Below are 15862 nucleotides of genomic sequence, written 5' to 3'. Positions count from 1 at the left end.
TTTTTCTGAAGTAGTTTCACCCCACATTAACGGTGTGGACTGTTCACTGGTGTTTTGGAACTGTGATAATAGGGAATCAATTTCATTCATGTTTACCTCGCGTGGGTGAAACAGAAAAAGCCAGAGTTTACCGTCACTACTGGCTTTCGACTTACTTATGGCTTAGATGCCCATGAAGTTGCGGAACCACTGCCCTACTCGGCTAATCCCAGCAGTGCGCGAGTAATTGGGCTTAGGTATGCGGTCGGTTTTCGCTTCACTGCCATTAGTCCACAGTGCGCTAGTTACCGCAGTTTCATAAGCGCGATCTGCTGCGTCTTGGGCTTCTGGCACTTTGTTAGAAGCTTTGATTAAATCAGCCTCATATTTTGCTAGAGCCATAAGGTCTGCTGTGGCCCCAGATATCTGAATCAAGGATGAGCGTTGCGCGTGACGGGTAGCCTCGGCAGTGGTGGCGTTGACGTGTTCTGCCTGCATCTCGGACATCTCGTTTTTGAAACGCTGCTCTCCTGTCTTACTGCTGTTGATAGCTTTCAGGGTTTGCGTACCGTGTTTTTGGGTCAATTGCACCAGTTCAGCGTAGGCAAGGTTAACATCGCCAGTTGTTTCAATAATCTTCCGATATGCCTCCAAAGCTTTAGGCAGATTAGCCTTAGCTGTGTCGGACAATCTCGCCATATCTGCAATTTTGGTGATTACCGTTTGATCTCCCTGTAAGGCTTTGTTGAACTCTTCAGCCGACACATCAAACAGTCTGCCCATTGCTCCTAACGTACCGGGGGCATTGTTGGGAATATGGTTTTTGAGTTTTGCTGCTCCAAAATTACGTGCCATTTATTCTCCTAATAAGGGATGTAGTCATAGTCGATATTGCTGGATGATTGGGGCAACTTATCCCAGTAACCCATCTCTTCAAATCGGCTATAAATTCTCGTTGCTAGTTGCCGTATTGGATCATCAAAATCATCAGAGATTAAATCAAATCGCTTAGAGCCAAACGCTAAGATATTTGCAATATCCGGGTCAATACCGTTGCCCAAGAATTGACCAAATGCAGCAGAGTATGGATGGTCATCAATGGTTTCATGAGTTGCTAAGAATTCCGTCCCGGTAAAGGGTAAGTAAAGGCTGCAAAGAAAACTATTTATTTCGCGCTTCGTAGCTGTTGGGTTAAGAGCCTTAAATTGCTGGAGTTTCAAAGCATTATCAGTCAAAGAACAGCGTCCCCAATCATTGGGATTTCTATAATCGAGTGCCATGCTGTTAAGATCCTTGTAACGATGTGTACTTGATGCACTTTCGGCTGAGGCGATTGCACTTACTTTGGTCGGTCGGGGCAATCGCTTCATTATCAGTTCTCAGAAAACTCATTTAATTCAAAAACCTCTCTCTGCACTTGGGTTTGGCTTAATTCTTTTCGTTTGCCTTTCGAGTCATTGAATATGAAAGGTGCATTGACTCGACAATTAGAGCGATGGCTGTAGCGCAGTTGTTGACCACGGAATTCATAGAGGTGGTTACGTTGCAAGACTGTCATTGAAAGCATAAGTTTGTCCCTCGACTTGGGAGTAGAATTCGATATTTAGGATTGCTTCGTGAATCTCCATCAAAGCTTGGACAGCATCACCTATTTTTAAGTCATTCGATGTACTGAACTTTTCGGAGGCTTCGATTTGCTTGTAATTGGGAGATGCTTGCACGAACCTAAGAGTCTGTTCGCAACCCAGGATAATGGTCATGATTTCGGTTGTTGTTAGCGATGGTTGTGTTTGCACAGTGTCTTGGTCGCTCATGGCTTCCTTCCTTTTCTTTGGGTTTTTATCGGTGCGGTTGGTGCTTCTGGCTGACTCGGTTTCTGAAGTACATAGCTGATAGCCCCAGCACCCCCCACGGCTGCGGCGATGGTGAACATATTGTTTCTGCCAAGCTGCTGGACTCCGAAGTAGCCGAGGGCTAGAAAGCCAAGAGTGGCAAAAGAGAATCCAAGTGTTTTGTTGATTTTCATGGCTAGAACATTGCAGCGAGATTGTTAACTAAATCTTTTTCGTCAAGTTTTTGAGTTTGAGAATCAGTCGGTTGCTCAGTTTGGAAGTTGTACCCATTTCGTTGGAATTCTAAAAGTAGGAAGTTAATTACCTCCCCGTAATCATCTAAATTCATTTGTTGTGCAAGCTTTTTTAGTAATGGATGGTAGGGCTTACGAATCACTACCCGAATGCTTTCATTGCTGTTCATTCACACTCCTTAAATGAATCATGTTTGCTAGTTGGTAAAGCCCAATCGCGTTTGCCCAGACTGGGTTATCTGTTACCACAAACCCTTTAGCCTGAAGTGCTTCACTTACTGATGGCAGTCGTGAGCCTCCCCCGGTAATTAAGCAGGCATCTGCGTTAATCTTCCAAGGATGAATAAACTTGAATACTGGCGCTAGGGACTTCTGTACCCAAGGCGCTAACTCTTTTTGGTAGACATCTTGAAAACTAAACTGGTTGCCGTACCAAAAGGGCTTTTCAATGCTTTCTAGTCCCTGGCGGATCAGGTGCGGCATTGCAATCTCGCCCACCAAGCGATTTTTAAAGTCCGGGTTGACCGAAATCATTCGGATCAACTCCTCTACACCATTATCAAAAGTCTTTCGGTTAGCTAGATGTCCTTTGGAACCTATCAAAGTGGCAATAACTGTCCGATTCCCGATATCAACAATTACGTTTTGCTTGCTGGTGTTCAAGTTCTGGGCAAAGGCGGCGATTGCTGCGTGACCTTCGTCGTAAACCTTCAAAACATGAATCTTCACCTCGGTGGGGCAAATCTTACCGCCAAACTTGACGACATGGCGGCCAGTAAGTGCTTCAATCAGTTGGTCTTCTAAATCGCCTCTTTCGTGCAAAGATGCACAGATTACTAACTCAATCGAAGCTTTGTAAGGGTAGTAGGAAAGCACTGCTAGTAAATGTTTCAGCGATTGATTCACTTTTGCAGTCGCATCGTCGGTCACTCGCAAGTGGTTTTTGGGGTTAGCGTCGTAAGCTGCAAAACCTGACAACCATTGCTTGTAGTCCAGTTTAGTTAGTGCATCACCCTCTAGGTACTCAACGTAACCTTCTGTGGGAGTCTCTGTAGGACGGTAGTAGCAATTCTCTAAATAACTGGGAAATCTTATCTGGCGGTCTGATGATACAAATTTAATGCTGGAATTACCGAGGTCGTAACCAGCAATGATCGTGAGTGTACCTTTTTGCCCAGTGTTGGCATTTTCGGTATGAACTGCCAAATCTGTCATAATTCTTAATCCCCAAAATATTTAATTGACAAAGTTCTGAAATAGGCTTGCTGCTTTGGTTTTGACTATCTCTGCTTTCAGGTGGTAGCCCATTTAAAATCCGTGGCATTTCAACCAGTTAACGCAGTCCTTGTTATCCCTTGGCATTTCTGCCTTATGCCTGTTATGTTAGTTGACAGATGCAGCGTTTGTCAACACTATGCTGAAAACAGTTAATATTTCATTAGAACAAGTATGCTGGAGGCAATATGTAGAAAAGTGTTGAAAATGGTTGCAAGAAAACCACGTATTATGTTTTCCTGTTCTGAGGGAACAAAGGAGGATTTAGAATCTTGGGCTGAGGATGAAGGCAGATCCATAAGCAATTTAATTGAGCGTATCGTCATGGATGCGATCGCCAAACGTAAAAAGAAAACCAGAAATAAAAATGATGAAGAAGAATGACCATGTGACGCTCTAAGCCACATAGCGACAATAGTCTTTTGTACTGAAGCTGCTTCAGCATTGCTGGGCTTGCAGCAATTACTCAAAAAAAAATGGCTCGGATACCACCCCGAAACCATTCAAAAAATCAAAAATTTCCTCGAAATCGAACCAATTGAATCGAACAATCAATTAGTCCATGATTAACCAATATTACACGGTAGGCCATACCGAAACCATCGGTATGTCTGCCCGGAACGTCTGTAACTATATTACATCAAGTAAAAAGCTGTTTCCGAGAAGAAGTGAATACTCACTTACAAATTCTCTTGAAATCCTTGAAGACATTTGCTACACAGGCGATTTAGCCATTTTTTTAATTCAACAATTGAATCAAATCGGAGGTATTCGCTAATGTTGACCACACAACAAGCACTCACCTCCTTTGATATTCGCAATTTTGTAGACCAGTTAGAACCAGCCAAAGAGAAAAATAAATACATCTGCCCAGTTTGCGGTGGGCATAATTTATCCATTGTCCAAGAAACTGGGAAGTACAGCTGCTTTAACCAGTGTGACTGCAAAGACATCCGGGAGGCGATTAAACCTTGGGCTGAAGTGGTGGCAGAAAGGGCAGGGGCTAATTACACGGCTTCCCCAAAAGCGAGAATACCCAAGAAAGAGAGAATCTTGCCCAAAAGTGCGCCAATTCCAGATGGTGAATTAGCACTGGTGATGTTGACCCAAGCGGCGACTGACATACCCCAAACTCAAAACATAACTTCCTTGCTCCCAAAGGGAATACCAGGGAATGCAACACAAACAATCTATCCTTACTCACAAACCCAATGGGTAATTCGCTATGAATGGGCGGATTACATCAAAGAGAAGGGAAAAGATAAATCCTTCCGCCAATGGCACAGGCTCCCGGACGGCACACCAGAGATGAGAAAAGGGGATGAACCTTGGAAAGCTTACCGCATTGATGAAGCGATCGCTGCTAGTAAATCTGTACAAGGAACCCCGGCACTACTCCAGCACGAAGGGGAGGGGTGCGTTGAAGTTGGTCGAGAGCATGGGCTTGCTGGGTTCACTTTCCAAGGTAGTGCCTGGGACAAAAAATCAATCCTGCCAGAATACCAACTTATCAAGGATTCAGGCATAGGATTAATCATTTTTCTACATGACCCAGACGACGCTGGACTAAAGAAACTTGCCTCCTGCCTTGAATGTGCGGCTGAAGTAGGAATTGCTCTTGTTGGGATTAACCCAAATGACATCTGTCCCGATTTACCATATAAATCGAGTGACATTAAAGAAATCTTGGGGCAGATGGAAGTACCAGAGTTTATCCGCAGGCTAGAAGAGGAGATCCACGCAGCCGTAAACCAGCGTAAGCAGCAGGCTCTTGTAAATGTCATCGATGATGATGATGACCAAAATCCGGTTGTAAGCTTTATCCAACAAGCATTTCAGGCTCTCTATGGGGATAAACCCTGGATTTGTGCTGCTGATAAGCTTTACTGGCATACTGGCAACCACTACAAACACTCTCCCGACGACACAGAGCGCAGACGAATAGCCAAATTTTGTAATTCCTTTGTGGTTGAGAATGAGCAGGGGAAAAAATCTTATCCTTATACTTCACCCAGTTGGGTAAAAAAGATTCTTGAATGGGCGAAGATGCTAACAGGAATTGACCCAGAATTAATCAATCCACCAGGGGTAAACTGCATTAATGGAATCGTTAGAACCGTTTGGAATGGTAAAAATTTCACTATAACGCTATCCCCACATACCCCCGAAGATTACTTTATTTATGAGCCATTAATAGAGTACGACCCCAACGCTGATAGTACAGATTGTGAGCGCTTACTCGCTTGCTTAGATAAGCCACAGCAAGAAGTTCTTTTACGGAATCTTGCTGCATCCCTTGACCTTCAAACTGTTAGAAAGGTTAGAGGAAGAGAAGCGAAAGCATTACTGGCGGTAGGGCTAGGGTCAAACGGTAAAGATGCGATTCGCAAATGTGTATCTATTATTTATGGAGAGACTGGGATAACCAGCATATCTCTATCTGACTTCCAAGCTTACGATGAGGGCAGAAAGTTTGGACTCGCACCATTAATGCATTCTAGGCTTAATTGGGCATCAGAAAACCCACAAACTTGCAGACTTGATAGAATACAAAGTCTGAAATTATTTGTCACAGGTAACAAGTTACATTGTGAGCGTAAAGGCAAAGACCATATTGAATTTACTCCGAACGCACCAGGCATTTTCAACTTAAATGAAACGCCACCATTGCAAGGAGTAATGCAAGCTACTCAAGATAGAATCGCAGTTTTGGAGTTTCTAAAAACATTTGTAAAAAATCCCGACCCCAACAACCCAAACGAATTACAAGCCGACTCCCGTTTTGCTGATGATTCAGAGTTTGTTAGAACGAAAGTAGCCCCAGCATTTCTAAATAAAATGTTAGAGGCTCTTAACAAACTTATCGAAGAAGGCATTGACTACGAATGTACAACTGATGCCTTCCGTAACGTTCAAAAAGACAACAATCATTTATTCCAATTCCTAGAAGATAACAACATAGGTTATCTAGAAGGGGGAGAGATTACCGCACGGGCTTTATGGTCAATGTTAGAGATGTGGTACACCCAAAACGGCACACTCACTATAGATGAGAGCAACCGCAGATCATGGCTAGACCAAGCCCGCCCCAGTGATAAAAACGTGAAGGGCATCAACCAAATCATTCCCCGCATCTCCCAACTGTTTCCGAAAGCGGTCAAAGGGACTAGGTACTGCGAAGTTTCAAAAAGACACATTCCAATACTGAAAGGCATTGGAATTTTGTCAGCTACCCGCACCACTTTAGGCGAAACCCGCACCACTTCCGCACCACTACCCGCACCAGAAACAACGCATTATCAAGACTTCCGCACCACCCGCACCACTTTTTCTAATTCCACAGAAAACATTGAAGATCGGGAAATGCAATTAAATCTTCTGACTGCTCCAATGGAAAAAGAAGAATATACCCTCCAAGTTGGTGCGGGTGGTGCGGAACCCTTGCTAGATATGGAAAACTACTGCGGCGAACCCTGCGTCACTGGTGCGTCACAGCTAGAAAGTGGTGCGGAACCCTTACCAGATATGGAAAACTACTGCGGCGAACCCTGCGTCACTGGTGCGGGTGAATCTGAAGAGGTTGAACTATTGAGCCAGCCAATCTCGCTGCTACAGGCAGAGAAGGAGGGCGATAACATCAATTTATATGTTGGGCATATAGTAGAAGTGCGATCGCTTAGTGGTGTTGTCAAGTTCGTGGGTGAGATGGCCAGCTATGACAAAACACATGGGACTATTACTGTGGTGACTGAGGAAGGCAACCGAGATGTCTACCTCAGAGAAGCATTTGTGATTGGTTGAGTTAGACTTTTAATTTTTGTAAATGACTATGCCAGTTGAAATATCAATACTACGGCTGCAACTATCAATCTCGTGTTGATGGTGTAGCACAAGTTTACACGGCATAGTGAGTAATTACACGTTTTGGCTCTAACGTGTAACGCGATCCTAACTTTCATATTTTCAGATGTTGTTCTTAGTGCCACCATCGTGACACATCCTGAATAGCACAAATAATGGATGCTATTGCTTTGTCACCACCTAGTGCAAAGATTGTTAGAACTATTATCTGTATGCTTAAAATTTAATATTTTTATATACACAAGTCATAATTTTAAAGTTACTATTATAAAAATTAGATTTTTTGGGATAGTAACTGGTGGTCAAACTTGATATACCCACACTTGAGCAAATTTCTGCTGGTTTAATCAAGGTTCAAGCGCGTCAGGGCAGGCTTTATCCTTACCCTCAAGACTTGCAACTGGGTTACGACAGGGTAGTTTTGGCATTTCTAGTGGGCGGTAAAGCTCTTGATGTATCAGATAGTATTCCGAAGTTTTACGAGCTTTGCGAACAGCCTTTTGAAGAATGGGGAGTGGAAATTGACGACGAAATAGACTCAAGTGACTCTTTGCTTTTTTTGGGGGAACCTACGGAATTAACGATTGAATTAGCAGAAGCCTTTGGTGGGAGTGTACTGAGCCAAGAACAAACAAAAATTGCAACCGAATTACTGCAACACTGCCAGTCACACCCACAAGGGGTACAAATTTACACCAAATTCCGGAGGTTTATTATTGAACATCCTATTTTGTCAAATCAGGAGTTCGTAAAAGCAAAAGGGGATTTTGGACTGGGTGTTGGGCTGTCTGATTTGTTAGATGAGTGCTACGAACCTGTACCGAGTTGCTACGAGTTAGAGAGAAACTTCTATGCCTGCCCGTACTGTCATGCGCTGGCCGGAGTAAATCCGCAAGGGCAAGTAATAGCAAACTCTAGTTGTAACCGTTGTCCACCAGGCCGCAGACTCAAGCGCAAAGTCAAACTACCAAGTGACTGCTTAAAACTCAAGCGTGGCATCGAACGCTTTTGGTTTTACCCTGGACGTGCAGAAATTCAACTTTACCAGAAGTTAGTAGATTTGGGGCTGGAGGTTGAACTTTATCCAGAGTGCGATCGCTATGACTTGAGAATTAAGTTTTCTGATGGTGAAGTATGGGCGCTCGATTTGAAGGATTACTCTAATCCCTATCTATTGGTCAGGAATTTAGGTGATGAACCAATACCCAGTGAACCATCTTGGAATGTTGCATATATCGTCATCCCTGCGGAGCGGAAGAAAGACCGTCCTGCTTATCTTAAAGAATTGAAATCACGATGGCGGTGGGAGAATGTTAAACCCATCTTCGATGATGCCGTTTTTGCCCTAGCCAAGAAAAAAGCGGGTGTGCGCGAACTAGATGTGCAAGCAAGCGAAGCAGGGGTAGAGAGCGATACACCTCCTACTAATAGTAAGCAAAGCGACACCAATATAGAAGGCAACACACGTTCTACCAATAGTAAAACTCTTGAGGAGAAAAGTACGAAGCGCGATAAAAGTCCCACTAAAAACAAGGGGAGAAAGACATGAGAGAAACGAGGTCTTGGCGCTACAAAGTTACACAATCCCTACAAAAACAAACAAGCTTACATAAAGACCAGATTGAAGCGTTACTCGATTTGGAACTATGCCTGTTTGCTATTGAAAAGTTAGGTGTCCAATCAGAACTTGAAACAGCAATTTCTGTATGGCTACTGATATCCAATAGGTTTTATCTGTTTCCGCGCTTGGCTTTGTTGGTGGAAACACTAGAGGCAAAGAGAACACTATTTAATCTCAGGCAGTTGGTTCCGTATTTAACGAACCAAGATGTCACAGAACAGCTGTTAAAGGTATACAGTCAAATTCCCTCGAAATATCGAGCCTACGATGTTGATGATAAGACTTATCGGTTCACTCGGAAATCCATGCCTTCTATCTGGGGCAACCGTTTTGAGCGTTTTGAGGAATTGCTTGGTAACAAATTGAAGTATCGCCAGCGTACTGTTAAATATGCAGAACCTGGTAAAGAATATCGTTTTCGGTCTGGAGAAAACACTTATAGCGTCAGAATTCCAAAGGATTTGCCCTTATGCCAAGGCAGGGTTCTATCAGTACACCGCGAGAATAATAAAGCAATCTCTGTCACACGAGAAGAAATGGAGTTGGCAGCAAATCTTCTAGATGAACACTGCGGTCAAAACCATAAAGGGCGTTTATCAGATATCATCCTTGAGCATTTTCAAGGAATGGGGTTTGTCGAACTCGACACTATAGTGTTCGACGGGGTAAAAAACTTAGTTGGCCTGCTAAATGCAGGTAAATCGACACTAATTGAAATTCTGACTGTAGCAGTAGCAAAAAAAGGACGCCGAGTTGGCATTGTCTTTAACGAAGTTGTGACGTGCCTAAGAATGGCCAGTCTACTTAAAAAAGTCGGTTTACGAGTATCAGTAGTAATTGGTCAAAGGAATCGAAAAGTTCATCTTGAGAACTGGCATAGTGTGGATGGTGGGATAGACGGCTTCACACACTTATCTACAGCTTGTCCCTTAAGCCAATACTTTCAACCCTCAAATCCTCCTTCTCCTCCTTGCTTTGATTTAAGAGAAGTAAAAGACTCAGACGACAGTAATAATAGCAGTAACGGTAACAGTAATAATAGCAACGGGGATGGTGTAAGAATTTGTCCCCTGATTGGGCAGTGTCCAAGACACCGAGATGCTAACGAACTTGCTTCCGCAGATGTCATTTTGACCACAGTAGCAGCTGCAATATTCACTCGTCCTCTACCGCACGTAAGCCCCCAGTCAATTACCTACTATGAATTGATATACCGGACTTGCAGTGTCGTGTTTTTCGACGAGTGTGACAAGGTGCAATCGAACCTAGACGCGACATTTTTACCTGCTATCAAATTAATTGAGAGAGGAAGTAATGGATTTCTCGATCAAGTAGTAACATGGACGCGAGCTACTAAACTACGTAATTCTAGAAACGATTTACGGCAGCTTACTTTTGGACAATTCAATCATGCTTTGCAAAATGCCGATACGCTTGTTGATAATATCTGCACACAATTGCAACTATCCCCTGATGAAAGCGAGTGGCTGGCAGAGAAATTCTTTACCTGTTCGTCCCTAGCTAGAGATTTTGTATTAGAAATTGCCGAAGCTGAGGGTATAGATACTGAGTCATCTACTTTTATTCTTGATAAAAACCCGGTCTATAAGGAGTTAGCTGGTTTCCTGCTAGGCGATTGGAAAAACTCCTGGCTTGCTGAGTATGCAATGAGACTTCAGAGTGAAAACTACCAAGAACAGCAGGAAACAATTGCCAAAATACAAACAGAACTCACTAACAAAGGCTGGTTGAAGGCAATTAAAGATAAGTGGGGATTTTGTAGCAAGTTTGCATTATTCCTCAAATTAGTCCTTTTTGTGTCATTTTTTCAACAGTCAATCAAAACTGCATACGGGCTTGAGCAGCAAGTAGATGGAGCCGAAGAAATAGTTTTCTTTAATCGCATTCCACGGGACTTTTACGGGTTGATACCGGGCCTAGCATCTGGTTTGGTTTGCGGGTTCAAGCTGGAAAGGCAAGAGAATCAATTGACACTTTGGTACTTCCAAGCACTGGGACAAGGACGCTGGCTGTTGGAGAATTTTTCCCATGTCTTTGCTGATGAAGGTACTCAAGGAGCGCACGCTTTGTTACTAAGTGGTACAAGTTGGGCTGGGCAAAGTCCGATTTACCATCTGGAACGCCAAGTAGATTACTTGCTACGTCCAAGGGTTAAGAAGGCTATAGAAGCGATTTCTGAAAGTAGTTTTCACTTTTCTCCTTGTTACTATCCAGATGGCAGCCCTGTCCGGGTTTCTGGAGCAACAAATAAGGAAGAAGCCCTGTTGCAGGTAGTGCGATCGCTACTTCGTCAAACTGATATCTTGCAACGTGATTTTGATGCACTACCTGAAGGTAGAAAGCGTTTAATTTGGTATGTCAATAGTTACGAGCAAGTGGATTTTGTTTACAATGCCATCCAAAGCATTGATACTAGCTCGTATTGGAAAGAGAGGGTGGCGGCTTTGACTTCGCGATCACCACTGGAGGAAATTGATGAATCTTTGATTTCTCGTAGTAACGTTGAAAATTTTGCTGATACTAATCGAGCAATTTTGATTGCACCGATAGCAGCAATTGGGCGGGGTAAGAATATTTTAAATGAGGAAGGACTGAGTGCATTTGGTGGAGCATATTTTTTAGTTCGTCCGCATCCCGCACCTGATGACCTAGATTATAAATTCCGACTGGCATTGTGGAAAGAAAGAAAAGCGATAGCCCAAGAGAGAGAGGGAAACTTTATTGATGTTTGTGACTCTTGGCGTAGCGAAGGCTATGGCATTTTTCTCAAAAGTCTTGACACCATCTTGCAATATTCCCACAAGGGGCTATCCAAAGAAGTACGCGAAGGACTGATTTGGAGTTTGATGGTGCTTACTTGGCAGGCGATTGCCCGGACAATTCGTGGTAATCAGCCGACTTTAATTCGTTTCATCGATGCAGCATGGTCACCTAACCTTGCCCAGAAGAAAGCTGAAACTGAAAAAGATTCCTTACTTAAAGGATTTAAGTACGTTCTGCAACCGTACTTTGCTAAAACCAGAACAGGCTATGACGCTCATGATATCGCGCTAGTGCGATCGCTTTACGAACCTTTTTACCGTGCATTGGAGAAAATAGATGGCATATAACTCTATACAATTATTTGCACTTCAAATACCGGCTAAGATATCACTTCCATTCGATTTGTATGCGTTGGCTGTTCCGAAGAATTGGAAAGATTTATTTTCCAGATTACAGAAATACAAGCATGAAAAAAATTATGTTTTACCACCTATAGAATGTCTTAACCAAGCACTAACAATTTCAATTGATGATGAAATTTTATTTCCTTCGCCAAACGCATTTAAATTAACATCTAATACCCATTGGTTTTATTCTAAGTCTAACAACATCTCCAAAGAATATATTGTGAATGTTGTCAAAAACTGGTTAAATGTTTCATTTAAAGACTTAGATTGTTTAACCATGAGTGATATCCAAGAAATTCATTCACTCTCGGCTCATGACTTGGAATTTCAGCAGGTAGAAATCCCTGAAACTGTATGGAGTATTGAAGGTGGAGAATTAAAAACTGACCCTTTGTACTATAGTCTCATTCCTTATTTGATTGCTAGTGCAATAGTAGCAGAGCCGCTATCTTTAATCGATCCAAACAGCAATCAAGTTTTTGAAACATTACAATTTCATGAGTGTGTAGTAGATAAGTCTAATGTTCAAGAAATTATCAGTTGGCCACCAACGATTATTACTCAAGACAAAAAGAAGAAAGATAGTGAAGACAAAGAAAAACAAACACACTATTACTCTTTCTTACTGAGATTTGCATTACACTACAATTTAAATGGAGAACCCTACCTTACTTGCGATTACGGTATTAGACGTTGGGTTAGTTGGGAGTTAGGCTATCTAAGCTCAGGTAAGACTGTTTATATCAGTCCTACAAACTCTACAAGATTTGCCCCCTGCAAGTTAAAATACATGGGTAAAGAAAGGGGTATAGATTTTGAAGGTAATCTTGCATATTTGCTAAAAGCCCTTAATTTCAAAGATAAATTCAACGCTCAAGATGTAGTTCAAACACCCTATAAAAATAACGATTTGGCTTGGGGTGTAGTTTACGGTAACACAATATCACGCTCACACAATGCAGAAGATGGACTCTTTCCAAAAGATAATGCAATATTTCATCAAGCCTGTTTAGAGCGCATACAAAATGTATTAGGTGAAGAGTTTTGCTCTATAGAACCTTATTTACGTTGCGATAATGATAAATTGCTGAAAAAATCACGTGGTGAGTACAATAAAGTCAAAGAATTTATCAAGCAGCACTTTGCTAGCGTAAACATATCTCCACCATTTTATATCCCACCTAATCTCAGATTAATATTGTTATCGCAGAGTAAAGAAGCTGAAGAATTAATCCGTGCGCTCGCCAAAAAATACGGAATTGACGATGTTACTATACATAGTCTTGGTGCTTTAGGTGCAGAAATGTCTGGAAAAAATTGGAGGACTGACTGTGCTAATAGAATCAGAGAATTCCAAAAATTACTTCCTTCATCACCTCCAAATCGGAAAACCTTGACTTTAATTGAAATCCTACCCAAGAAGCATTTTTGGAAAGATGCAAGAAAAGACCCAAAACCTTGCTTTCGCCCTGCATTAGCAATGCTTAGTAGCGTCACAGACCACTTTGAGCCTAAAGATGAAAATGACAAAGGTGATTTACTGACAGAAGCAGAATTTAATGATGAACTTACCAAAGTAGAAGCAGCCCAAGCTGCTGCTAAAGAACAAGGTAAATCCGTTAAAAAGAAGTCTCTAAAAAGTAATTTTGCTCATCGTATGGAATCAGCCTTAAAAAGCGGATTATCGATGGCTGGTGCATATATTTATCCAACTGTTGAGGTAGAACAGTTCCCTACAGATGTTGCTAGCGTTGGTGTCTACAAAATCCCTTTTTACACAGGCGAAATAACCAAGTACCTTCCTGTAGCAGTGCGTATGGACACTTGCGGCGTTACTGCTAAGGCTTACGGATGTGATGAGTGGCTAGATTTTTACCTATTTCAAATAAAAATGGCATCAGGAGCATTTGAAAGCATCGAATTTAATAAGAAGAAAGTTCAAAACTGGGTGTTCAACAACTTATTCCAAGAAACGAAACAACCAACAATTTACTGCTTTGATGCTGATAATCTGCGCTCTCATGGTTTGCTATTTCTCCAGAAAAAATTATGGTGCAAGCACCTCCTTGCTTTTGATACTTCAGAAAATCCCAAAAATGAAGATATTACTTTTATCCCCACTTCAAAATATCCCCACATACGTGTAGCTAATATCATTGCACCTAATACAACAGAAGTTCCCATTTATCGTGCTTGTGATGAAGACGGGAACCTTGAAGGACATACAGCAGGTGTTTTTTACCCTTCATCAAAAGGTTCTGAGTGTGGTTACTATTATTTAAGCAACCAACGTCCTGAATCTCGTAGCGGTGGCATTCTCCAAGAAAGTAAATTGCCACTAGCAATAACTAAAAACGACAAGGCAGGGAAACCTAAAAAACCAAAACCCCAAGCCCAAGGCTATAATCCCCGTGGCGTTATTCTAAGCTTGACACTTCAAGAAGGAGATTGCTTTAGTGATTGGGCAACGTTTATTCAGTGTCAGCGACTTTATGGGATGATTCAGTATCTTGATGCTACCATTTTTCCCGAAGCACTCCACCGTGCCATTGGACTTGATGCCTATCGACCAATTCAAGCTATTCGTGAACCATAGTTGTGAAATATCTGATTAATGAAACTCGACAAAGAATTCTTACTAGCTGGTGTTATTCCCTTAAAGACTTAAATCATCCTGCTGCTGTTGCTGCTGCTGTTGCCTTAACTGCTGCCCATAATCGAGTAGCTGCTGATTCCAATCACTGGCTTTAGATTTTTTGATTTGGGACTGTGGCATTAGTTCTAATACACGCTGTGCCACAGCATCAGTGCTTTTATCGTTACCAAACGCCACCAGTATATTAGGAACTTTCTGCAATCGCTCAAGTGGTAAGCTCTTGATGTCATCAATAGCTATATATACTGTTCGTTCGGGTGGGGCATCGCCCCTGATAAGATACTCCAACATGGCTCTTGAGATAGCATCGATGGGGGACTTGCACAAAATCGCTGTTGAGGTTTTATCATTAGCCTTTCCCCCCAAACTGAAGTAAAACCAGCTATCACTGCGCTTAGTACCCTTAGAGTAACCTTTAAAGCTGTTGTTCTCCCCCCTAGTTCCCCGTAGGAATGCACCGTTACGTTGACCATCAAGATTCCGCATAACAAAAACAGCGTTTTGTTGGTCATCAGCGTAAACAAGCCCCTGGTTATGAAGCATTTGAATACAGTCAGAGCGGATGCCCCGAAATTGATTGAGGTAATGTTCAACGGCAGACCAGTTAGCTTTATCTTCAACGGGTGGGGTGAATTGGGGACGGGGTTCAGTCTGGATAATGTCAGCAGCCCTATTCTTAACGTGAGTGATCGCCGCACGTTCTACGCCAGCTTCCCCAAATCGCTCATCTAACCAGACAACCGCCTGCCGGAAATTGCACTGATTAACGTGCATCACCAAATCAATCGCACCCCCTGATCCCTTTTGTTGATCGGGGGCAAAGTCGTAAAATTTGGGCCCATCTATATTAATGATGTGTCCGTGACCCCTCCAGCGTTGCTGATCATAATCTAGCCCCAGTTCCCAAGCGACATCCTCTAAAGCCAAGTCGCGCAGTTGTTGAGTTTGCTGCTGCCAAAAAGCTACTTGTGCCTCTAACTCTTTGATGCGTCTGTCTTTGAGTTCATTTTCAAGCGCCAAAGCTTTGGCTGTGGCTTCCATCTGCTGTTTTTTAGCTTGCGCCCTATCCCGGTCGGCAGCTTTGGCTTGCAGTTGCAACTGGGTGAGGCTGGTATCTGGTTCTATGCCAGCATTAACAATGCTGTAAAAGTCCTTGATTTCCTGGTGTTGCGCCCTACTGCCCTTAATGCCAC

General features: G+C 42.6%; 13 protein-coding genes. 5 read left to right on the top strand and 8 right to left on the bottom strand.

Annotated features, from left to right (window positions below; all coding sequences use genetic code 11):
• Positions 1-162: 162 nt before the first annotated feature.
• From H6G26_RS31445 to H6G26_RS31420, 7 genes are read right to left on the bottom strand one after another with little or no spacing between them, the layout of a single operon-like run.
• Positions 163-834: a hypothetical protein gene (locus H6G26_RS31445; protein WP_190734561.1), complete on the bottom strand. Its 672-nt coding sequence runs from the start codon at positions 832-834 to the stop codon at positions 163-165.
• Positions 835-842: 8 nt separating this feature from the next.
• Positions 843-1349: a hypothetical protein gene (locus H6G26_RS31440; protein ID WP_242053991.1), complete on the bottom strand. Its 507-nt coding sequence runs from the start codon at positions 1347-1349 to the stop codon at positions 843-845.
• A gap of 2 nt (positions 1350-1351) precedes the next feature.
• Positions 1352-1537, bottom strand: coding sequence for a hypothetical protein (locus H6G26_RS42160; protein ID WP_206757570.1), 186 nt, complete (start codon positions 1535-1537; stop codon positions 1352-1354).
• The gene (locus H6G26_RS31435) at positions 1518-1793 is read right to left on the bottom strand and encodes a hypothetical protein (protein ID WP_190734559.1); all 276 of its coding nucleotides are present in this window, start codon (positions 1791-1793) and stop codon (positions 1518-1520) included. The genes H6G26_RS42160 and H6G26_RS31435 overlap by 20 nt, the downstream gene beginning before the upstream one ends.
• A complete protein-coding gene (locus tag H6G26_RS31430; protein ID WP_190734557.1) occupies positions 1790-2005 on the bottom strand; it encodes a hypothetical protein in 216 nt (71 codons plus the stop codon). The genes H6G26_RS31435 and H6G26_RS31430 overlap by 4 nt, the downstream gene beginning before the upstream one ends.
• 2 nt (positions 2006-2007) lie before the next feature.
• Positions 2008-2235, bottom strand: coding sequence for a hypothetical protein (locus tag H6G26_RS31425; protein WP_190734555.1), 228 nt, complete (start codon positions 2233-2235; stop codon positions 2008-2010).
• A complete protein-coding gene (locus H6G26_RS31420; protein WP_190734552.1) occupies positions 2222-3280 on the bottom strand; it encodes a hypothetical protein in 1059 nt (352 codons plus the stop codon). The genes H6G26_RS31425 and H6G26_RS31420 overlap by 14 nt, the downstream gene beginning before the upstream one ends.
• Positions 3281-3571: 291 nt before the next feature.
• Between H6G26_RS31420 and H6G26_RS31415 the strand changes: the two genes are divergently transcribed.
• The 5 genes from H6G26_RS31415 to H6G26_RS31395 all read left to right on the top strand — a co-directional run bounded on the left by H6G26_RS31415 (position 3572) and on the right by H6G26_RS31395 (position 14609).
• On the top strand, positions 3572-3724 hold the full coding sequence (locus H6G26_RS31415; RefSeq protein WP_190734551.1) for a hypothetical protein: 153 nt from the start codon (positions 3572-3574) through the stop codon (positions 3722-3724).
• A 393-nt stretch (positions 3725-4117) separates the two neighbouring features.
• A complete protein-coding gene (locus H6G26_RS31410) occupies positions 4118-7141 on the top strand; it encodes a DUF5906 domain-containing protein (RefSeq protein WP_190734549.1) in 3024 nt (1007 codons plus the stop codon).
• A 358-nt stretch (positions 7142-7499) separates the two neighbouring features.
• Complete coding sequence (locus H6G26_RS31405) at positions 7500-8750, top strand: hypothetical protein (protein ID WP_190734547.1); 1251 nt, start codon at positions 7500-7502, stop codon at positions 8748-8750.
• A complete protein-coding gene (locus H6G26_RS31400) occupies positions 8747-11953 on the top strand; it encodes a hypothetical protein (protein ID WP_190734545.1) in 3207 nt (1068 codons plus the stop codon). Before H6G26_RS31405 ends, H6G26_RS31400 begins: the two co-directional genes overlap by 4 nt.
• Positions 11943-14609, top strand: coding sequence for a DUF3962 domain-containing protein (locus H6G26_RS31395; protein WP_190734543.1), 2667 nt, complete (start codon positions 11943-11945; stop codon positions 14607-14609). The genes H6G26_RS31400 and H6G26_RS31395 overlap by 11 nt, the downstream gene beginning before the upstream one ends.
• Positions 14610-14669: 60 nt before the next feature.
• On the opposite strand, the gene H6G26_RS31390 is transcribed toward H6G26_RS31395, so the two are convergent.
• Positions 14670-15862: DUF3991 domain-containing protein (locus H6G26_RS31390; RefSeq protein ID WP_190734541.1), on the bottom strand; the 1193-nt coding region annotated here is incomplete at its 5' end.

Origin of the sequence: Nostoc sp. FACHB-888, assembly GCF_014696655.1 — a bacterium.
Taxonomy (GTDB): Bacteria; Cyanobacteriota; Cyanobacteriia; order Cyanobacteriales; family Nostocaceae; genus Nostoc.
This window is presented reverse-complemented; position numbering and strand designations above follow the sequence as displayed.

Bases quoted from the DNA above. Each gene is read 5' to 3' on its own strand.
- H6G26_RS31430 (WP_190734557.1), bottom strand. From the start codon at position 2,005: ATGAAAATCAACAAAACACTTGGATTCTCTTTTGCCACTCTTGGCTTT.
- H6G26_RS42160 (WP_206757570.1), bottom strand. From the start codon at position 1,537: ATGACAGTCTTGCAACGTAACCACCTCTATGAATTCCGTGGTCAACAA.
- H6G26_RS31420 (WP_190734552.1), bottom strand. From the start codon at position 3,280: ATGACAGATTTGGCAGTTCATACCGAAAATGCCAACACTGGGCAAAAA.
- H6G26_RS31400 (WP_190734545.1), top strand. From the start codon at position 8,747: ATGAGAGAAACGAGGTCTTGGCGCTACAAAGTTACACAATCCCTACAA.
- H6G26_RS31425 (WP_190734555.1), bottom strand. From the start codon at position 2,235: ATGAACAGCAATGAAAGCATTCGGGTAGTGATTCGTAAGCCCTACCAT.
- H6G26_RS31445 (WP_190734561.1), bottom strand. From the start codon at position 834: ATGGCACGTAATTTTGGAGCAGCAAAACTCAAAAACCATATTCCCAAC.
- H6G26_RS31415 (WP_190734551.1), top strand. From the start codon at position 3,572: ATGTTTTCCTGTTCTGAGGGAACAAAGGAGGATTTAGAATCTTGGGCT.
- H6G26_RS31435 (WP_190734559.1), bottom strand. From the start codon at position 1,793: ATGAGCGACCAAGACACTGTGCAAACACAACCATCGCTAACAACAACC.
- H6G26_RS31395 (WP_190734543.1), top strand. From the start codon at position 11,943: ATGGCATATAACTCTATACAATTATTTGCACTTCAAATACCGGCTAAG.
- H6G26_RS31440 (WP_242053991.1), bottom strand. From the start codon at position 1,349: ATGAAGCGATTGCCCCGACCGACCAAAGTAAGTGCAATCGCCTCAGCC.
- H6G26_RS31410 (WP_190734549.1), top strand. From the start codon at position 4,118: ATGTTGACCACACAACAAGCACTCACCTCCTTTGATATTCGCAATTTT.